The sequence below is a fragment of the Kitasatospora sp. NPDC040550 genome (genome assembly GCF_055594965.1).
The window spans coordinates 191,847-210,967 of the sequence record NZ_JBVIWC010000016.1 but is presented as its reverse complement, the minus strand read 5'-3'; the positions used below and the strand labels follow the sequence as shown (position 1 = coordinate 210,967).

Genomic DNA, 19,121 nt, shown 5'->3' with positions numbered 1-19,121 from the left:
CCAACCCCAACATCCCCCCCCTCTTCCCCCCCCCCCCCCCCCCCCCCCCCCCCCCCCCCCCCCCCCCCCCCCCCCCCCCCCCCCCCCCCCCCCCCCCCCCCCCCCCCCCGCCGTCGTCGTACCGCTCAGAACGGCCGCAGAGCCGGCTCCTTCCGCCCGCCGCCGAGCAGCCGCTCCAGCGCCCCCTCCACGTCACCGCGCCAGGAGAGCGTGGTGCGCGCCTCCAGCCGCAGCCTCGGGTAGCGCGGGTGCGGCCGTACGGTCTTGAAGCCGACCGCGAGCAGGTGGTCGGCCGGCAGCACGCAGCTGGTGGGCACCCGGCCCGCCGAGCCGAAGGCCTCGATCGCCCGCACCCCGCGCCCCAGCAGGTCCTTGGCGACGGTCTGCACCAGCACCCGGCCCAGCCCCTGGTGCTGGTAGCCCGGCAGCACCCGGCTGACCATCAGCTGAACGGCGTCCGGCGCGACCGGGCTGGTCGGGAAGGACTGCGAGCGGGGGACGTACGCGGGCGGCGCGTAGAGCACGAAGCCGACCGGCTGGTCGTCCACGTAGACGATCCGACCGCAGGACCCCCACTCCAGCAGCACCGCGGAGATCCACCCCTCCTTCTCCAGCTCCGGCTTCCCCGACTCCACCGCCTCCTTCGCGCTGACCGGGTCCAGCTCCCAGAACACGCAGGAACGGCAGCCCGTCGGCAGGTCCGCGAGGTTGTCCAGCGTCAGCGGAGCGATCCGGCGTCCCATGGCCCGCACCTCCTCCTCCCTTCCACGGTCGAGCATGCCCCCACGAACGCCGATGGGTGCATGTTTCACGTGAAACAGCGCTCACGTGGCACATGCACCCATCGGGTTGTCGCCCCCGGTCCGGCCGACCGGCTCAGCCCTGCGACAGCCGCAGACCGTCCTCGCCCGGGGCCATGCTGTCCAGGATCCGGTTCAGGTCCTCGACCGAACCGAACTCCAGCACCACCTTGCCCTTGCCCAGTTTCCCGCCGCGCTGCGACACCTCGACCTTGACCCGGGTGTCGAAGCGGTCCGACAGCCGGCTCGCCAGGTCGTTGAACGCCGGGGAGATGATCCTGCCCGCCTTCGGCGCCTGACGCTTCTCCCCCTTCGGCTCCTCCGAGCGCAGCAGGACGACGAGCTCCTCGACGTTGCGCACCGTGAGGCCCTCGGCGATGATCCGCGCGGCCAGCTTCTCCTGCGCCTCGGGATCCGTGAGCGGCAGCAGCGCCCGGGCGTGCCCGGCCGTCAGCGTGCCGGCCGCCAGCCGGCGCTGGACGGACGCCGGGAGCCGCAACAGCCGCAGGGTGTTGGAGACGTGCGGACGCGAGCGGCCGATCCGGTCGGCCAGCTCCTCATGGGTGCAGGAGAAGTCCCGCATCAGCTGGTCGTAGGCGGCCGCCTCCTCCAGCGGGTTCAGCTCGGCCCGGTGCAGGTTCTCCAGGAGGGCGTCCAGCAGCAGCTTGTCGTCCTCGGTGGCCCGGACGATCGCCGGGATCCGCTCCAGCCCCGCCTCGCGGGAGGCCCGCCAACGCCGCTCGCCCATGATCAGCTCGTAGCGCTCGGCCGTCACCTGGCGCACCACGATCGGCTGGAGCAGGCCGACCTCCTTGATGGAGGACACCAGCTCGGCCAGCTTGTCCTCGTCGAACACCTCGCGCGGCTGGCGCGGGTTGGGGGTGATCGCGTCCAGCGGCAGCTCGGCGAAGGAGGCACCGGGCACCGGCGCCGGCGTCGACTGCTCCGCCTGCCGCCCGACGGCCGCGCGGGCCGCCACCGTCGCGCGGCCGCCCGGCAGCACCGGCACCGAGGCCGGTGACGTCGTGCCGGTCGCCACCACCGAGGTCGGCGCGGACGTGGCGGCAGCGGGCTGCGCCGCCCCGCCGTCGGCCGGTGCTGCGGGGCCGATCAGCGCCCCGAGCCCTCGTCCCAGACCCCTGCGAGCACTCACTGATGACCCTCCGTCGTACCGTGCTGTGCCATCGGGGCGCCGTGCCCCGTACCGCTGCCGTACCGCTGCTGACCGACCGACGAGCCGCCCTGGCCCACCGCGCGCAGCGCGAGCTCGCGGGCGGCCTCCAGGTACGAGAGCGCCCCGGTCGAGCCCGGGTCGTAGGTCAGCACCGTCTGCCCGTAGCTGGGCGCCTCCGAGATGCGGACCGAGCGCGGGATCGCCGTGCTCAGCACCTCGGCCTGGAAGTGGGTCCGGACCTCCTCGGCCACCTGGGCGGCCAGCCTGGTCCGGGCGTCGTACATGGTGAGCAGGATGGTCGAGACGTGCAGCGTGGGGTTGAGGTGGGCGCGCACCAGCTCGACGTTGCGCAGCAGCTGGCCGAGGCCCTCCAGTGCGTAGTACTCGCACTGGATCGGGATCAGCACCTCCTGCCCGGCCACCAGGGCGTTGACCGTCAGCAGGCCCAGCGAGGGCGGACAGTCGATCAGGATGTAGTCCAGCGGCTGCTCGTAGGCGGCGATGGCGCGCTGCAGCCGGCTCTCCCGGGCCACCAACGAGACCAGCTCGATCTCGGCGCCGGCCAGGTCGATGGTGGCGGGGACGCAGAAGAGCCCCTCGACGTCCACGACCGGCTGGACCACGTCGGCCAGGGGCTTGCCCTCGACCAGGACGTCGTAGATGGACGGGACCTCGGCGTGGTGGTCGATGCCGAGGGCGGTGGAGGCGTTGCCCTGAGGGTCGAGGTCGACCACCAGGACGCGCAGTCCGTGCATGGCCAGCGAGGCGGCCATGTTCACGGTGGTGGTGGTCTTGCCCACCCCGCCCTTCTGGTTGGCGACCACGATCACCCGGGTGGCAGCGGGCCGCGGCAGCCCCTCCCCCGCCCGGCCGATCGCCTGAACCGCAGCCTGGGCAGCCCGTGCGATGGGCGTGTCATCGATCTGGTCGATGGTCTCCGAGTCCTGCATGGGGCTCAGTGTTTCACGTGAAACCGGAGCGGCAACAGTCGCAGCCCGAAAGCGGCTGAGCCCGAGGCGGAGCCGGAAATCGAGACCGTCGGAGAGCAGAGAGCGACGTTTCACGTGAAACACCATGCCCGCTATGCCGGAAATCTGACGGTGCGACACTCCGGTGTCCCGCGGGAGGCCCACCCGTCACCTGAACGACGACGGGCGGACGGTTCCCCCCTTCCGAGGGGATCCGTCCGCCCGTCGTTCCGAACCGAGGACCTCAGCGAGTGCCGCGGCGGCGCCCGCCCCGGGCGCGGTCACCGGTCTTGGCGCCGGCGTTGCGACCGGCCCGGGCCATCTTGGCCCGTCGGGTCGCGGCCTTCACGCCGCCGGGGCTCTCCCCCGCCTTGACCTGCACCACCCGGGTGGAGGTCTCCAGGGTGCCCTCACCGACCGAGATGACGCTCCACTCGACGGCGCCCAGCTTGGCCAGCCCGGCGCGCGAGTCGGCCAGCTCCTGCTCGGCGCTGTCGCCCTTGAGCGCCAGCATCTGCCCGTGCGGACGCAGCAGCGGCATGCCCCAGCCGGCCAGCCGGTCCAGTGGGGCCACGGCCCGGGCGGTCACCACGTCCACCGCGAGCTTGCCGATCATCTCCTCGGCGCGGCCGCGCAGCACCGTGACGTTCTCCAGCCCCAGCTCCCGGACGACCTCCTCCAGGAAGGTGGTCCGGCGCAGCAGCGGCTCCAGCAGGGTCACCGAGACGTCCGGCCGGGCCAGCGCCACCGGGATACCGGGCAGGCCGGCGCCGGAGCCGACGTCGCACAGGGTGGAGCCGGTGGGCAGCAGCTCGGCCAGCACCGCGCAGTTGAGGACGTGCCGGTCCCACAGCCGGGGCACCTCGCGGGGCCCGATCAGCCCGCGCCGGACGCCCGCCGTGGCCAGCAGCTCGGTGTAGCGGACGGCGGCGTCGAAGCGGTCGCCGAAGACCTCCCGGGCAGCGGCCGGCGCCTCGGCCAACACGTCCAGCTCGGGCAGCTCGGCCCGCTCCTCCGCGTCAGGGTTCACGTCCGCCCCCGGACGGCCGGTGGCCGCGTTCTCCGTGTCCATCTCGACCTCTCCGATCTCCGGATCCACCGACCCGCTCAACGCACTGTTTCACGTGAAACATCCCAGAAGGAACAACGACCCCGCCCGCACGAGGCGGACGGGGTCGCGTTCGGCAAGACTCACCGGTCACCGCGGCGACCGGTCATCGTCCCGACGGCCTCAGGCCGGCAGCACGACCACGCACCGCTGGGGCTCCTCGCCCTCCGACTCGCTGCGCAGACCGGCGGCCGCGACCGCGTCGTGGACGACCTTGCGCTCGAAGGGCGTCATCGGCCGCAGCTTGACCTGCTCGCCGCTGCTCTTCGCCTGCTCCGCGGCCTCGGCACCGAGGGCGGCCAGCTCCTCGCGCTTGCGGGCCCGGAAGCCGGCAATGTCCAGCATGAGACGGCTGCGCTCACCGGTCTCCCGGTGGACAGCCAACCGGGTCAGCTCCTGCAGGGCCTCCAGCACCTCGCCGTCCTGGCCGACCAGGCGCTGCAGCGCGCGGTCGTTGCCGTCGCTGACGATGGAGACCAGGGCACGGTCACCCTCGACATCCATGTCGATGTCACCGTCGAGGTCCGCGATGTCGAGCAGACCCTCCAGGTAGTCCGCCGCGATGTCGCCCTCCTGCTCCAGGCGGGTGATGACGCTCTCGTCGGTGCTGGCGACGTCCTCGGCCTCGACGGCGGAGGTGGTGCCTTCCGTCACTGATGGACTCCTTCGGGAGATGGGCCCGGCTGGCGGGCGGGGAACGAAGCTCTTGGCAGAAGCCGGTCAGGACTTCTTCTTCGGCCGCTGGCCGCCGCGCTTGGGCTGCTGCCGGGTGCCCTGCTTGGTGCCGCCGGGCTTGGCCGCGGTCTGCTTGGCAGCCGTCGGCTTGGCGGCGGAGTCCGCCGGGACGGCGTCCTCGGCGGGCTGCTCGACCTGGGTGTCCTCGCTCGACTCGGTCGCCTGGCCGGCACCGGCCTGCTGGCGCTGGGCCTTGCTCTGGCGGCGGGGCTGCTGGCGGCTCGCCCGGACCGACTCCTCGACCACGGCGGCGGCGGAGGCCGCCTCGGCGATGGCCGTTTTGGACGGGGGCAGCATGCCCCAGAGCGCGCCCTTGATCTCCGTACCGTCCGAACGCAGTCGGCCGGCCTTCTTGAGTCGCGCCTGGCGCTCCTCGAAGGCCTTGCTGCCCGGAGTCGGGTTGTTGCGGATGACGACCAGCTGCTGGCCCATCGACCAGACGTTGGTGGTCAGCCAGTAGACCAGGACACCGACCGGGAAGTTGATGCCCATCACGGCGAACATGACCGGGAAGACGTACATCAGCATCTTCTGCTGCTGCATGAACGGCGTCTTGACCGTGAGGTCGACGTTCTTGGTCATCAGCTGGCGCTGGGTGACGAACTGCGACAGCGACATCATGACGATCATCACCGCGGTGACGATCTTGACGCTGGTCTCCGGGCTGCCGAGGAAGGTCGCGGACAGCGGGGCGCCGAAGATGTGCGCCTTGCCGGCGCTCACCAGCAGGCTGCCGTGGATCACGCCGATGTCGTGGCCCTTGGCGACGTTGGACAGCACGCCGTAGAGGGCGGTGAAGAAGGGCGCCTGAACGATGATGGGAAGGCAGCTGGAAAACGGGTTGGTACCCGCATCCTTGTACAGCTTCATCATCTCTTCGGACTGGCGCTGCCGGTCGTTCTTGTAGCGCTCCTGGATGGCCTTCATCTTCGGCTGGATCGCCTGCATGGCCCGGGTCGCCTTGATCTGCTTCACGAAGAGCGGGATCAGGCAGATCCGGATGACGACCACCATCGAGGCGATGGCCAGACCCCAGGCCCAGCCACCGTCCGGGTCGAAGACGTTGCTGTACAGCGAGTGGAACTGGACGATGATCCAGGACACCGCTGTGTAGAGGGGACTCAGAAAACCGAAGGTCACCGGTCAGACTCCTTGGGCATCGGGCTTCGCCACCGGCTCCGGCTCGGCGGTCCCGCTCTTGGGGCTCAGCAGATCACGCAGCCGGCGGTGCCACACCGGGTGCTTGCGGGGCGGTACGTGGTCCACCCCGCCAGGCGACCAGGGATTGCAACGGAGGATGCGCCACACGGTCAGTCCGCCGCCCTTGACCGCCCCGTGCACCTTCACGGCTTCGTAGCCGTAGTGCGAGCACGAGGGGTAGTAACGGCAGACCGGACCGAGCAGTGGGCTGATCGTCCACTGGTAGACCCTGATCAGACCCATCAGCAGGTACTTCATCGCCCTGCTCCCGTCGGCGCCGTGGCGGCGGGCTCGGCCCTCAGCAGCCGCTTGAGCGCCGCGTCCAGGTCGCGTTCCAGCTCCTGGTACGAGGCGGTCGCGGCCTGGGGCAGCGCACGCACCACTATCAGGCTACCGGCGGGCAGCCTGGACAGACGATCACGAACGAGATGGCGCAACCGGCGCTTCACCAGGTTGCGGACGACCGCCGGGCCAACGGCCTTGCTCACGACGAAACCCGCACGCGCCGAAGGAGTCCCCTCGGCGACGTGCGGGCGGGAGTCGCTGGTCCGGTCGGTCTGCCCCTGCGGGTCGCCTTCTCTGCTGAGATGGACGACCAGAAGGGGCCGGCCGGCCCGGCGACCGCGTTTCACCGCGGTCGCGAAGTCCTGGCGCCGCCGCAGCCGATTCTCGGAGGGCAGCACAACAGACTCTGGTGCGGATCAGGCGGACAGGCTGGCGCGGCCCTTGCCACGGCGGGCAGCCAGGATGGCGCGGCCGGCGCGGGTACGCATCCGCAGCCGGAAGCCGTGGGTCTTGGCGCGACGACGGTTGTTCGGCTGGAAGGTGCGCTTGCTCACTCGGGGGCTCCTGAGGTGAATCGTAGGATGACGGGGTGTCGCTTGGCCGTCACCGTGCGTCCGCGTGATCTCCCTGGAATTCGGAAATCCGGCCCATCGCCCCAGTTCGGCTGGGGTCTGAGGCAATCCACGGCGCCCGTGCTGCGCGCCTTATGGAAGCGGGTGGACCCGCGGACATGCGGCAGCGGCCATCGACAACTCGACCTGGTTACGGTACGCGGGACGGGGTCCAAGGGTCAAACCAGCCGCTTCGGGACGCCGTTTACCCACAGCCTGTGGACAACGACTTGATCCGTCTCTGTTCGCTGACTACCGTTGCAGGACTTGTCTGGTTTGTTCTTCGAAAGCGTGCACCAGTGGCTGATGGCAACAGCGACCTCGTCCCGGTCTGGGCGAGGGTCGTCGAGCGGCTGGTCAACGACCCCGATGTCGGGGAGATGGACAAGCAGTGGGTGCAGCGCACCCAGCCCATGTGGATGATGCACGACACCGCCCTGCTGGCGACCCCGAACGAACGGGCCAAGCAGGTGCTGGAGGGCCGGCTGCTGCCCCAGCTGACCGACGCGCTCAGCCGCGAGCTCAGCCGACCCGTCCGGATCGCCGTGATGGTCGACGCCAACGCGGTGCCCACCACCCCCGCGCCGGCCCCCCAGGCCCCCGTCGAGCCCTACCCGGGCCCGGCCGAGGAGGACTCCGGCTACGGCGACCAGGGCTACCAGCAGCCGTACGAGCAGGACTACGAGCGCCCCCGCTACGACACCGGCGGCTACGAGCAGCGCCCCGCGCCCTACGGCGGCGGCCAGCCCGCCCAGCCGTGGCCCGGCTACCAGGAGCCGCAGGCGCCGTACCACGAGCCCGAGGAGCCCTCGCCCCGCCCGGCGCCGCGGCACCTCCCCAGCCCGCCCTCCACGACCCAGGGCGACCTCTTCGGCGGCGCGTACGGCCCCGGCCCCGGCGAGCAGCCCCGCACCGGCGCCGGGCGCCGCGGACACGGCGCCCGGCCCTCCGGCGGACGCCCGGCCGAGAAGTCGGCCGTGGAGCCGCCGACCGAGCGCCCCGCCGTCCCCGGGGTGCCCGCCCCGCCCGGTGCTCCCCCGGCCGGCGGCTCCCGCAAGGACGAGCCGGCCGCCCGGCTGAACCCCAAGTACCTGTTCGACACCTTCGTCATCGGCGCCAGCAACCGCTTCGCGCACGCGGCGGCGGTGGCCGTCGCCGAGGCCCCGGCCAAGGCGTACAACCCGCTCTTCATCTACGGCGAGTCCGGGCTGGGCAAGACCCACCTGCTGCACGCCATCGGGCACTACTCGCGCAGCCTCTTCCCGGGCACCCGGGTGCGCTACGTGTCCTCGGAGGAGTTCACCAACGAGTTCATCAACTCGATCCGGGACGGCAAGGCGGACACCTTCCGCCGCCGCTACCGGGACATGGACATCCTGCTGGTGGACGACATCCAGTTCCTGGCGAGCAAGGAGTCCACCCAGGAGGAGTTCTTCCACACCTTCAACACCCTCCACAACGCGAACAAGCAGATCGTGCTGTCCTCGGACCGGCCGCCCAAGCTGCTGACCACGCTGGAGGACCGGCTGCGCAACCGCTTCGAGTGGGGCCTGATCACCGACGTCACCCCGCCGGAGCTGGAGACCCGGATCGCGATCCTGCGCAAGAAGGCGATCCAGGAACAACTCAACGCCCCCGCCGACGTGTTGGAGTTCATCGCGTCCCGGATCACCCGCAACATCCGGGAGTTGGAGGGCGCGCTGATCCGGGTGACCGCCTTCGCCAACCTCAACCGGGCGCCGGTGGACCTGGAGTTGGCGGGGATCGTCCTCAAGGACCTGATCCCCGGCGGGGACGAGGACGCCGGCCCGGAGATCACCGCGCAGGTCATCATGCAGCAGACCGCCGCCTACTTCGGCCTCGGGGTGGACGACCTCTGCGGCTCCTCGCGCAGCCGGGTGCTGGTGACGGCCCGGCAGATCGCCATGTACCTGTGCCGGGAGCTCACCGACCTCTCGCTGCCGAAGATCGGCGCCCAGTTCGGCGGCCGCGACCACACCACGGTGATGCACGCGGACCGGAAGATCCGCTCGCTGATGGCCGAGCGGCGCTCGATCTACAACCAGGTCACCGAACTGACCAACCGCATCAAGAGCTAGCCGTCCCCCGCGAGTTGGGGCCGCGGCACCGGTGCAACCCCGGAAGGGCGTCAGGAGCGATCCTGACGCCCTTTCGCCGTATCCACAGGTGTGCACCGGGCCGCCGCTGGGCAGGTATCCGCGCGACGGACGTCCCACCAGTCCACAGCCCGCGCCGAACAACTGACCGGTGATTCGAAAACCGGGGGCGCGCAGGGCAGTTGTCCACAGGCCGGACCCCTTCCGCGCGGTCCACAGGCCGGGGAGTCCGGAGTTATCCAGAATTCGTCCACAGGCCCGGCGCCGCTACGCTCTTCCGCGCAGGTCAGGTGCCTGTGGACTTGTGCACAACCGTTGTCCACAGGGTGTGGACAATTGACGGGCCACCAGTGGGCCGTCCGGGTTGTCCACCGGTTGTCCCCAGGGCGCGGGCGGTTATCCCCAGGTTGTCCACAGCGGGGTCCACAGTTCGACAACCTTGGGCGGCCGTTCATACCCTGGTGTGAAAGGCGTCACGTAAAGTTGACCGGGGCCCGTGGATAACCGGGCCCTGATCTGGGGACAGTCCTGGGGATAACCTGTGGATACCCTGCGTGCCCTGTGGGTAACGCTCGGCTGTCCACAGCGCGGCCTGCCCGTCCACAGCCGCCGTCCACACCGACTGTGGACAAAATCCGGGCGCTGACCTGCGGAAACGGGGTTATCCACGGTTTCCACAGGCCCTACTACTACCGCTACACAGTTAGACCGTGAACCTGCTTTCAAAGTGGGTGGTCCCAAAATCTGTGGACAACCGCGCCCCGACATCTGTTCGGCCTCGCTCCCGCCCGTCTGCCCCGTCTGTCGGCGGAGTACGTCAGACTGTCCTCTGCGACTGGAAGCGGAGTGGTAGAGCTCGGCGGACAGGCGGACCGACGATCAAGATCAGACGAACCAGAGTGCGAGCGGGAGCGCTCGATCCAGGAGGCGGTTACCGGTGAAGTTCCGGGTGGAGCGTGACGTCCTCGCGGAGGCGGTGGCCTGGGCTGCCCGCAGCCTCCCGGCACGGCCGCCGGTGCCGGTGCTGGCCGGCCTGCTGCTGACCGCGCAGGAGGGCAGCCTGGCGCTGTCCGGCTTCGACTACGAGGTCTCGGCCCGGGTCGAGCTGGAGGCGGACGTCGAGGAGGCCGGCACCGTCCTGGTCTCCGGTCGCCTGCTCAACGACATCTCGCGCAACCTCCCCAACAGGCCGGTGGAGATCTCCACCGACGGCCAGCGGGTCAGCGTGGTCTGCGGCAGCTCCCGCTTCACCCTCCCCACCCTCCCGGTGGACGAGTACCCGGCGCTGCCCCAGATGCCGACCGCCACCGGCACCGTCTCCGGGGACGTCTTCGCCTCCGCGGTCAGCCAGGCCGCCGTCGCGGCCGGCCGGGACGACACCCTGCCGGTGCTCACCGGCGTCCGGGTCGAGATCGAGGGCGACCGGATCACCCTGGCCGCCACCGACCGCTACCGCTTCGCCGTCCGCGACCTGCTGTGGAAGCCCGAGCAGTCGGACATCTCCGCGGTCGCCCTGGTGCCCGCCAAGACCCTCCAGGACATCGCCAAGTCCCTGGGCAGCGGCGACACCGTCTCCATCGCGCTCTCCTCGGGCGGCGCGGGCGAGGGCCTGATCGGCTTCGAGGGGGCCGGCCGCCGCACCACCACCCGGCTGCTGGAGGGCGAGTTCCCCAAGTTCCGCAGCCTCTTCCCGACCGAGTTCAGCGCGGTCGCCGCGATCCAGACCCAGCCCTTCCTGGAGGCGCTCAAGCGCGTCTCGCTGGTCGCCGAGCGCAACACCCCGGTCCGGCTCAACTTCGAGCAGGGCGTGCTGACCCTGGAGGCCGGCTCGGGCGACGACGCCCAGGCCACCGAGCGGATCGAGGCCGACCTGGAGGGCGACGACATCTCGATCGCCTTCAACCCGGGCTACCTGGAGGAGGGCCTCAAGGCCATCGACTCCCCGTTCGCCCAGCTGAGCTTCACCACCCCGACCAAGCCGGCCCTGCTCAGCGGCAAGGTCTCGGTGGACGCCGAGGAGGACAAGGCCTACCAGTACCTGATCATGCCGGTCCGCCTCTCCGGCTGACGGCCGATCCCGGCTGGCGATCGGCTCCGGCTGACCCGGCCGGTCCGGTCACCCACAGGCTGTGCACACCCGTTGTGCACAGCCTGTGGACGTCCCGACCCCCGTCGACCCGGTCGGCCCGACCGCGCGGAGTCCGGATGCCCCGGAAGCGTAGGCTCGGGGATGCGGCAACGGCGCCGCCGCCAGGCACGTCCCCACAGTAAGGATTTGGTCATGGAGCTCGGCCTCATCGGTCTCGGCAAGATGGGCGGCAACATGCGCGAGCGGATCCGCCGCGCCGGCCACACCGTCATCGGATACGACCGCAACCCGGAGATCTCCGACGTCGAGACCCTGCAGGAGCTCGTCTCCAAGCTCCAGGGCCCGCGCGTGGTCTGGGTGATGGTTCCGGCCGGTGCCGCGACCCAGGCGACCGTCGACGAGCTCGCCGAACTGCTCTCCCCCGGCGACGTCGTGGTGGACGGCGGCAACTCCCGCTGGACCGACGACATCAAGCACGCCGAGGCGCTGGCGGCCAAGGGCATCGGCTTCGTCGACTGCGGCGTCTCCGGCGGCGTCTGGGGCCTGGAGAACGGCTACGCGCTGATGTACGGCGGCGACGCCGAGCACGTCGCCCTGGTCCAGCCGGTCTTCGACGCGCTCAAGCCCGAGGGCGACTTCGGCTCGGTGCACGCGGGCGCGGTCGGCGCCGGCCACTTCGCCAAGATGGTCCACAACGGCATCGAGTACGCGATGATGCAGGCCTTCGCCGAGGGCTGGGAGCTGCTGGAGGCCGCCCCCGAGGTCACCGACGTGCGCGAGGTCTTCCGCAGCTGGCAGGAGGGCACCGTCATCCGCTCCTGGCTGCTGGACCTGGCCGTCCGCGCCCTGGACGACGACGAGCACCTGGACAAGCTGCGCGGCTGGGCCGCCGACTCCGGCGAGGGCCGCTGGACCGTCGAGGCCGCGATCGACCACGCCGTGCCGCTGCCGGCGATCACCGCCTCGCTGTTCGCCCGCTTCGCCTCCCGCCAGGACGACTCGCCGCAGATGAAGATGATCGCCGCGCTGCGCAACCAGTTCGGCGGCCACGCGGTCGAGTCCAAGTAACCGAGAACCGGCCGGGGCCCCGGGGGCCGTTCCCCGGGTAGCCCCAGACACAGAAGGCGGGCGCAGTCCACAGCCATGCACGTCGCGCACCTGTCGCTCGCCGACTTCCGGTCGTACGCCCGGGCCGAGGTTCCCCTCGACCCGGGCGTGACGGCCTTCGTCGGGCCCAACGGCCAGGGCAAGACCAACCTGGTCGAGGCGATCGGCTACGTCGCCACCCTGGGCAGCCACCGGGTCGCCACCGACGCCCCGCTGATCCGGCTGGGCGCCGAGCGGGCGGTCGTCCGCACCTCGGTGGTGGACCGCGGCCGCTCCACCCTGATCGAGCTGGAGCTCACGGCGGGCAAGGCCAACCGGGCCCGGATCAACCGCTCCGACAACGTCCGCCCGCGCGACGTGCTGGGCCTGCTGCGCACCGTGCTGTTCGCCCCGGAGGACCTCAGCCTGGTCAAGGGCGATCCGGGCGAGCGCCGGCGCTTCCTGGACGAGCTGCTGACCGCCCGGGCGCCCCGGCTGGCCGGGGTCCGGCAGGACTACGAGCGGGTGCTCAAGCAGCGCAACGCCCTGCTCAAGACCGCCGCGATGGCCCGTCGGGCCGGCGGCGGCAAGGGGGCCGACCTGTCCACCCTGGAGGTCTGGGACGGCCACCTGGCCCGCGCCGGGGCCGAGCTGACGGCCTTCCGGATCCAGCTGGTGGCCGCCCTGCAACCGCTGGTGACGGGGGCGTACGGCCGGGTGGCCCCGGGCGGCGGGGAGACCGTCCTGGAGTACCGCAGCTCCTTCGAGGGCGAGCTGCCGAGCAGCCGGGAGCAGGCCGAGGAGCAGCTGCTGGCGGCGTTGCAGGCGGTCCGCAAGCAGGAGGTCGAGCGGGGGATCACCCTGGTCGGCCCGCACCGCGACGAGCTGGTGCTCAAGCTGGGCCCGCTGCCGGCCAAGGGCTACGCGAGCCACGGCGAGTCCTGGTCGTTCGCGCTGGCGCTGCGGCTGGCCTCGTACGAGCTGCTGCGCGCCGACGGTGGTGAGCCGGTGCTGGTCCTGGACGACGTGTTCGCCGAGCTGGACGCCGCCCGCCGGGACCGGCTGGCCGAACTGGTGGCCGACGGCGAGCAGGTGCTGGTGACCGCGGCGGTGGCCGAGGACGTGCCGAAGGCGCTGGCCGGCGCCCGCTTCGCGGTCTCCGACGGCGCCGTGCGCCGGATCGACGCCTGAGCCCCCACTCGTACCGACCCGACCCGACCCGACTCGTACCGACCCGTGCCGGAGCGAAGCGTTGCCGCCGGCACCCGGACCGTGGCGGGTGCCGACGTCCGGTGTGCGCGCGCTCCCGTAGGCTGGACGGCTCATCGGGTTGTCCACAGGCTGGGGAAAGGAGATCGCCGTGAGCGATTCGGCGGAGACCTCCCCCGGCCCCGGCGCCGCCGGTGCCACCGGTGCCGACCTCGCCCGGTCCGCGCTGCGGGCGGCCCGGGCCCAGGCCCGCCAGCGCGGTGAGCAGGTCCAGCAGAAGCGCGAGGCGAAGCGGCACGGGCTGCGCAGCGGCGCCCGCTCGGACGGCCGCGACCCGGTGCCGCTGGGGGCGGCGCTGAACCGGCTGCTGACCGAGCGCGGCTGGGAGTCCTCGGCCGCGGTCGGCGGGGTGATGGGCCGTTGGCCGCAGATCGTCGGCCCGGACATCGCCGCGCACTGCCACCCCTCCTCCTACGACGAGGCCGCCGCGGTGCTCACCGTGCAGTGCGACTCCACCGCATGGGCCACCCAACTCCGCTGGCTGGCGCGGCAGTTGGTGGCCCGTCTGAACCACGAGCTGGGCCACGGCACGGTCCGCACCATCAAGGTGCTCGGCCCGGCCGCGCCGGTCCGCGGCTACGGCCGGCTGCGCGCGCCGGGGAGCAAGGGCCCGGGCGACACCTGGGGCTGAGCCCGGCCGGCCGGCGATCGGCTCCGGCCGGGATCGGACCACGATCTTCCGGAACCCCTGACGGCCCTTCCAGGCGCCTCCGGCCCCCGGGTCGAGTATCGGGACACGTCCCGAGGGGATTCAGGGCGGCATATCTGCCTTCAAGGGCTGCCAAACGCCCATCTATGTCAGTCGTACCGGTAGACTGAGAGCCAAACACTGTTGCTAGTGGCAACCGAGTCGAAACGCCGTGGTCGCACGCCCGCCCACACGGGGCTGGAATGCGGCCCGCGCTGTGCCAGAGAGGGCGCTTCGTGGCCGATTCCGGCAACCCCAGCCAGACCCCAGACCAGACCGACCAGGCTTCCTACACCGGTAGCAACATCCAGGTGCTGGAAGGCCTCGACGCCGTCCGCAAGCGCCCCGGCATGTACATCGGCTCCACCGGTGAGCGCGGCCTGCACCACCTGGTGCAGGAGGTCGTGGACAACTCCGTCGACGAGGCGATGGCGGGGTACGCCGACACCATCGACGTGACGATCATGGCCGACGGCGCCATCCGCTGCGTCGACAACGGCCGCGGCATCCCGGTGGACATCGTCCCCGGCCAGGACAAGCCGGCCGTCGAGGTCGTGCTCACCGTCCTGCACGCGGGCGGCAAGTTCGGCGGCGGCGGCTACGCCGTCTCCGGCGGTCTGCACGGCGTCGGCGTCTCGGTGGTGAACGCGCTGTCCACCCGGCTCTCGGTGGAGATCCACAAGGACGGCCACATCTGGACCCAGGACTACAAGATGGGCGCGCCGACCGCCGCCCTGGTCAAGGGCGCCGAGACCGACCGCACCGGCACCACGGTGACCTTCTGGGCCGACGCCGACATCTTCGAGACCACCGTCTACTCCTTCGAGACGCTCTCCCGGCGCTTCCAGGAGATGGCCTTCCTCAACAAGGGCCTGTCGATCTCGCTGACCGACGAGCGCCCCGAGCACGTGGACGAGGAGGGCAAGCCGCTCTCCGTCACGTACAAGTACGACGGCGGCATCGCCGACTTCGTCGCCCACCTCAACTCCCGCAAGGGCGAGGTCATCCACCCCTCGGTGATCGACTTTGAGGCGGAGGACAAGGACAAGGCGATCTCGGTGGAGATCGCGATGCAGTGGAACTCCTCCTACACCGAGGGGGTCTACAGCTTCGCCAACACCATCCACACCCACGGCGGCGGCACCCACGAGGAGGGCTTCCGCTCCGCGCTGACCGGCCTGGTCAACCGCTACGCGCGGGACAAGAAGCTGCTCCGCGAGAAGGACGACAACCTCTCCGGCGAGGACATCCGCGAGGGCCTGACCGCGATCATCTCGGTCAAGCTCGGCGAGCCGCAGTTCGAGGGCCAGACCAAGGACAAGCTCGGCAACACCGAGGCGAAGACCTTCGTCCAGAAGGTCGTCCACGAGCAGCTCAACGACTGGTTGGACCGCAACCCCAACGAGGCCTCGGACATCATCCGCAAGTCCATCCAGGCCGCCACCGCGCGCGTCGCCGCCCGCAAGGCCCGCGACCTGACCCGCCGCAAGGGCCTGCTGGAGTCCGCCTCGCTGCCGGGCAAGCTCTCGGACTGCCAGTCCAAGGACCCGTCCGAGTGCGAGATCTTCATCGTCGAGGGTGACTCCGCCGGCGGCTCGGCCAAGCAGGGCCGCGACCCGCGCACCCAGGCCATCCTGCCGATCCGCGGCAAGATCCTGAACGTCGAGAAGGCCCGGATCGACAAGGTGCTGCAGAACACCGAGGTCCAGGCGCTGATCTCGGCCTTCGGCTGCGGCATCCAGGAGGACTACGACGAGTCCAAGCTGCGGTACCACAAGATCGTCCTGATGGCCGACGCCGACGTCGACGGACAGCACATCCGCACCCTGCTGCTCACCCTGCTGTTCCGCTTCATGCGGCCGCTGGTCGAGTCCGGGTACGTCTACCTCGCGATGCCGCCGCTCTACAAGATCAAGTGGGGCAAGGACGACTTCGAGTACGCCTACTCCGACCGCGAGCGCGACGCGGTGATCGCGGCCGGCGTCGAGGCCGGCCGCCGACTGCCCAAGGACGACGCGATCCAGCGCTTCAAGGGTCTCGGCGAGATGAACGCCGAGGAGCTCCGGGTCACCACCATGGACGCCGAGCACCGGCTGCTGCTCCAGGTCACCCTGGAGGACGCCGCCCGCGCCGACGAGCTGTTCTCCGTGCTGATGGGTGAGGACGTCGAGGCCCGCCGCTCCTTCATCCAGCGCAACGCCAAGGACGTCCGCTTCCTGGACGTGTGACGCCTGCGAACCAGGCCCCGCACGTACCAGTCCGCGTGAAAGGAAACTGACCACCAGTGGTCGACGACAACCGTCCCGAAGGCGACCAGCCCGAGACTCCCGAGACCCCCGCCGCCGAGGCCACCACCCAGGTGACCATGCGGATCGAGCCGGTCGAGCTCGAGACCGAGATGCAGCGCTCGTACCTCGACTACGCGATGAGCGTGATCGTCAGCCGGGCGCTCCCCGAGGTCCGCGACGGCCTCAAGCCGGTGCACCGCCGCGTGCTCTACGCGATGTACGACGGCGGGTACCGGCCCGAGAAGGGCTACTACAAGTGCGCCCGCGTCGTCGGCGACGTGATGGGCAACTACCACCCGCACGGTGACACCTCGATCTACGACACCGTGGTCCGCCTGGCCCAGCCGTGGTCGATGCGGATGCCGCTGGTGGACGGCAACGGCAACTTCGGCTCCCCGGGCAACGACCCGGCGGCGGCCATGCGCTACACCGAGTGCAAGATGATGCCGCTGGCCATGGAGATGATGCGCGACATCGACGAGGAGACCGTCGACTTCGCGCCCAACTACGACGGGCGCTCGCAGGAGCCGACCGTCCTGCCCGCGCGCATCCCCAACCTGCTGGTCAACGGTGCCACCGGCATCGCGGTCGGCATGGCCACCAACATCCCGCCGCACAACCTCCGCGAGGTCGCCTCCGGCGCGCTCTGGTACCTGGAGAACCCCGAGGCCTCCGCCGAGGAGCTGCTGGAGGCCCTGATCGAGCGGATCAAGGGCCCCGACTTCCCCACCGGCGCGCTGATCGTCGGCCGCCGCGGGATCGACGACTACTACCGCACCGGCCGCGGCTCGGTCACCATGCGTGCCGTGGTCGAGGTCGAGGAGATCCAGGGCCGCCAGTGCCTGGTGATCACCGAGCTGCCGTACCAGGTCAACCCGGACAACCTGGCGCTCAAGATCGCCGACCTGGTCAAGGACGGCAAGATCGCCGGCATCGCCGACGTCCGGGACGAGTCCTCGTCCCGCACCGGCCAGCGCCTGGTGGTCGTGCTCAAGCGCGACGCGGTCGCCAAGGTCGTGCTCAACAACCTGTACAAGCACACCGAGCTGCAGACCAACTTCGGCGCCAACATGCTGGCCCTGGTCGACGGCGTGCCGCGCACGCTGTCGCTGGACGCCTTCATCCGGCACTGGGTCAACCACCAGGTCGAGGTCATCGTCCGGCGCACCACCTTCCGGCTGCGCAAGGCCGAGGAGCGCGCCCACATCCTGCGCGCGCTGCTCAAGGCCCTGGACCTGATCGACGAGGTCATCGCGCTGATCCGGGCCTCGGCCAGCGCCGACGCCGCCCGCACCGGCCTGATGGGCCTGCTGGAGATCGACGAGCTCCAGGCCAACGCGATCCTGGAGATGCAGCTGCGCCGGCTGGCCGCCCTGGAGCGCCAGCGGATCATGGACGAGCACGACGAGCTCCAGCGCAAGATCGACGAGTACAACGCGATCCTGGCCTCGCCGACCCGACAGCGGGAGATCATCTCCGAGGAGCTCGCCGCGATCGTCGAGAAGTACGGCGACGAGCGCCGCTCGACCCTGATCCCCTCGGACGGCGACCTCTCCATCGAGGACCTCATCGCCGAGGAGGACATCGTCGTCACGATCACCCGTGGCGGCTACGTCAAGCGGACCCGCTCCGACCTCTACCGCTCGCAGAAGCGCGGCGGCAAGGGCGTGCGCGGTGCCCAGCTCAAGCAGGACGACATCGTCGACCACTTCTTCGTGACGACGACCCACAACTGGATCCTGTTCTTCACCAACAAGGGCCGGGTCTACCGTGCCAAGGGCTACGAGCTGCCGGACGCCGGCCGCGACGCCCGCGGCCAGCACGTGGCCAACCTGCTGGCCTTCCAGCCGGGGGAGCACATCGCCCAGGTGATGGCCGTCCGCACCTACGAGGACAAGCCGTACCTGGTCCTGGCCACCCGGGCCGGCCTGGTGAAGAAGTCCCCGCTCAAGGACTACGACTCCCCGCGCTCCGGCGGCCTGATCGCGATCAACCTGCGCCAGGACGAGGAGGGCCGGGACGACGAGCTGATCGGCGCCGAGCTGGTCTCCTCCGAGGACGACCTGCTGCTGGTCTCCAAGAAGGCCCAGTCGATCCGCTTCACCGCGACCGACGACGCCCTGCGGCCCACCGGCCGCGCCACCTCCGGCGTCAAGGGCATGGCCTTCCGCGAGGACGACGAGCTGCTCTCGATGAACGTCGTCCGTCCGGGGACGTACGTCTTCACCGCCACGGACGGCGGCTACGCCAAGCGGACCGGTGTGGACGAGTACCGTGTCCAGGGACGCGGCGGCTACGGCACCAAGGCGGCGAAGATCGTCGAGGGCCGGGGCTCGCTGGTCGGCGCACTGGTGGTCGACGACACCGACGAGATCATGGCGATCACCCTGTCCGGTGGGGTGATCCGCACGAGGGTTTCCGAGGTTCGTGAAACCGGACGTGACACCATGGGCGTCCAACTGATCAACCTCGGAAAGCGCGACGCGGTGGTGGGCATGGCCCGCAACGCGGAGGCCGAGGACGAGGAGCCGACGGAGGACGAGGTCGCCGGCGCCGAGTCCACCGAGACGACCGAAGGTGCGGGGACGGCGGTCGGCGGCGACGCCGAGGTCTGAACCGAACCGCAGACCGGTGCCGCCGCGTCCACGGAGTGGGCGCGGGGGGAACAGAGAACAAAAACGGCCCGGAAAAACCCGCAGGAGG

16 protein-coding genes are annotated in these 19,121 nt (G+C 70.8%); 7 read left to right on the top strand and 9 right to left on the bottom strand.

All coding sequences use genetic code 11. From position 1 onward, the window contains the following. Positions 1 to 125: 125 nt before the first annotated feature. The 9 genes from ACZ58X_RS24115 to rpmH form a co-directional block, all read right to left on the bottom strand. On the bottom strand, positions 126 to 743 hold the full coding sequence (locus ACZ58X_RS24115; RefSeq protein WP_470335663.1) for a GNAT family N-acetyltransferase: 618 nt from the start codon (positions 741 to 743) through the stop codon (positions 126 to 128). 133 nt (positions 744 to 876) lie between these two features. Beyond that, the gene (locus ACZ58X_RS24110; RefSeq protein WP_470335662.1) at positions 877 to 1,953 is read right to left on the bottom strand and encodes a ParB/RepB/Spo0J family partition protein; all 1,077 of its coding nucleotides are present in this window, start codon (positions 1,951 to 1,953) and stop codon (positions 877 to 879) included. Next, on the bottom strand, positions 1,950 to 2,924 hold the full coding sequence (locus ACZ58X_RS24105; RefSeq protein WP_470335661.1) for a ParA family protein: 975 nt from the start codon (positions 2,922 to 2,924) through the stop codon (positions 1,950 to 1,952). Before ACZ58X_RS24105 ends, ACZ58X_RS24110 begins: the two co-directional genes overlap by 4 nt. A 262-nt stretch (positions 2,925 to 3,186) precedes the next feature. Next, complete coding sequence (gene rsmG / locus ACZ58X_RS24100; protein WP_470335660.1) at positions 3,187 to 4,014, bottom strand: 16S rRNA (guanine(527)-N(7))-methyltransferase RsmG; 828 nt, start codon at positions 4,012 to 4,014, stop codon at positions 3,187 to 3,189. Between the two features lie 159 nt (positions 4,015 to 4,173). Then, complete coding sequence (locus tag ACZ58X_RS24095) at positions 4,174 to 4,704, bottom strand: Jag family protein (protein WP_375891838.1); 531 nt, start codon at positions 4,702 to 4,704, stop codon at positions 4,174 to 4,176. 66 nt (positions 4,705 to 4,770) lie between these two features. Continuing rightward, complete coding sequence (yidC, locus tag ACZ58X_RS24090; protein ID WP_470335659.1) at positions 4,771 to 5,925, bottom strand: membrane protein insertase YidC; 1,155 nt, start codon at positions 5,923 to 5,925, stop codon at positions 4,771 to 4,773. A 3-nt stretch (positions 5,926 to 5,928) separates the two neighbouring features. After that, positions 5,929 to 6,243 carry a membrane protein insertion efficiency factor YidD gene (yidD, locus tag ACZ58X_RS24085; RefSeq protein WP_316522234.1) on the bottom strand — a complete coding sequence of 105 codons (315 nt, stop codon included), beginning with the start codon at positions 6,241 to 6,243 and terminating at the stop codon, positions 5,929 to 5,931. Further along, entirely contained in the window at positions 6,240 to 6,668 is a 429-nt protein-coding gene (rnpA, locus tag ACZ58X_RS24080; RefSeq protein ID WP_470335658.1) for a ribonuclease P protein component, read from the bottom strand. Before rnpA ends, yidD begins: the two co-directional genes overlap by 4 nt. Positions 6,669 to 6,686: 18 nt before the next feature. Further along, positions 6,687 to 6,824: a 50S ribosomal protein L34 gene (gene rpmH, locus ACZ58X_RS24075; protein ID WP_030059672.1), complete on the bottom strand. Its 138-nt coding sequence runs from the start codon at positions 6,822 to 6,824 to the stop codon at positions 6,687 to 6,689. A gap of 356 nt (positions 6,825 to 7,180) precedes the next feature. Here rpmH and dnaA point away from each other — a divergent pair, with 356 nt between their 5' ends. The 7 genes from dnaA (at position 7,181) to gyrA (ending at position 19,033) form a co-directional block, all read left to right on the top strand. Beyond that, complete coding sequence (gene dnaA, locus ACZ58X_RS24070; protein ID WP_470335657.1) at positions 7,181 to 8,980, top strand: chromosomal replication initiator protein DnaA; 1,800 nt, start codon at positions 7,181 to 7,183, stop codon at positions 8,978 to 8,980. Between the two features lie 955 nt (positions 8,981 to 9,935). Next, positions 9,936 to 11,066: a DNA polymerase III subunit beta gene (gene dnaN, locus ACZ58X_RS24065; protein ID WP_360242831.1), complete on the top strand. Its 1,131-nt coding sequence runs from the start codon at positions 9,936 to 9,938 to the stop codon at positions 11,064 to 11,066. A gap of 213 nt (positions 11,067 to 11,279) precedes the next feature. Further along, the gene (gene gnd / locus ACZ58X_RS24060) at positions 11,280 to 12,155 is read left to right on the top strand and encodes a phosphogluconate dehydrogenase (NAD(+)-dependent, decarboxylating) (protein ID WP_360242834.1); all 876 of its coding nucleotides are present in this window, start codon (positions 11,280 to 11,282) and stop codon (positions 12,153 to 12,155) included. 75 nt (positions 12,156 to 12,230) lie between these two features. Continuing rightward, positions 12,231 to 13,364 (top strand): DNA replication/repair protein RecF, encoded by a 1,134-nt coding sequence (gene recF, locus ACZ58X_RS24055; protein WP_470335656.1) that lies wholly within the window; start codon positions 12,231 to 12,233, stop codon positions 13,362 to 13,364. A 169-nt stretch (positions 13,365 to 13,533) separates the two neighbouring features. Then, positions 13,534 to 14,073 (top strand): DciA family protein, encoded by a 540-nt coding sequence (locus ACZ58X_RS24050; RefSeq protein ID WP_470335655.1) that lies wholly within the window; start codon positions 13,534 to 13,536, stop codon positions 14,071 to 14,073. A gap of 260 nt (positions 14,074 to 14,333) precedes the next feature. Beyond that, on the top strand, positions 14,334 to 16,358 hold the full coding sequence (gene gyrB / locus ACZ58X_RS24045) for a DNA topoisomerase (ATP-hydrolyzing) subunit B (RefSeq protein ID WP_470335654.1): 2,025 nt from the start codon (positions 14,334 to 14,336) through the stop codon (positions 16,356 to 16,358). 137 nt (positions 16,359 to 16,495) lie between these two features. Continuing rightward, positions 16,496 to 19,033 carry a DNA gyrase subunit A gene (gene gyrA, locus ACZ58X_RS24040; RefSeq protein WP_470335673.1) on the top strand — a complete coding sequence of 846 codons (2,538 nt, stop codon included), beginning with the start codon at positions 16,496 to 16,498 and terminating at the stop codon, positions 19,031 to 19,033. The last annotated feature ends 88 nt before the right edge of the window (positions 19,034 to 19,121 follow it).

What these genes read in the sequence shown, in the direction of transcription:
- ACZ58X_RS24115 (WP_470335663.1), bottom strand. Translation starts at nt 743, where the DNA reads ATGGGACGCCGGATCGCTCCGCTGACGCTGGACAACCTCGCGGACCTG.
- ACZ58X_RS24105 (WP_470335661.1), bottom strand. Translation starts at nt 2,924, where the DNA reads ATGCAGGACTCGGAGACCATCGACCAGATCGATGACACGCCCATCGCA.
- rsmG (WP_470335660.1), bottom strand. Translation starts at nt 4,014, where the DNA reads ATGGACACGGAGAACGCGGCCACCGGCCGTCCGGGGGCGGACGTGAAC.
- yidD (WP_316522234.1), bottom strand. Translation starts at nt 6,243, where the DNA reads ATGAAGTACCTGCTGATGGGTCTGATCAGGGTCTACCAGTGGACGATC.
- gnd (WP_360242834.1), top strand. Translation starts at nt 11,280, where the DNA reads ATGGAGCTCGGCCTCATCGGTCTCGGCAAGATGGGCGGCAACATGCGC.
- recF (WP_470335656.1), top strand. Translation starts at nt 12,231, where the DNA reads ATGCACGTCGCGCACCTGTCGCTCGCCGACTTCCGGTCGTACGCCCGG.
- gyrB (WP_470335654.1), top strand. Translation starts at nt 14,334, where the DNA reads ATGCGGCCCGCGCTGTGCCAGAGAGGGCGCTTCGTGGCCGATTCCGGC.
- gyrA (WP_470335673.1), top strand. Translation starts at nt 16,496, where the DNA reads ATGCGGATCGAGCCGGTCGAGCTCGAGACCGAGATGCAGCGCTCGTAC.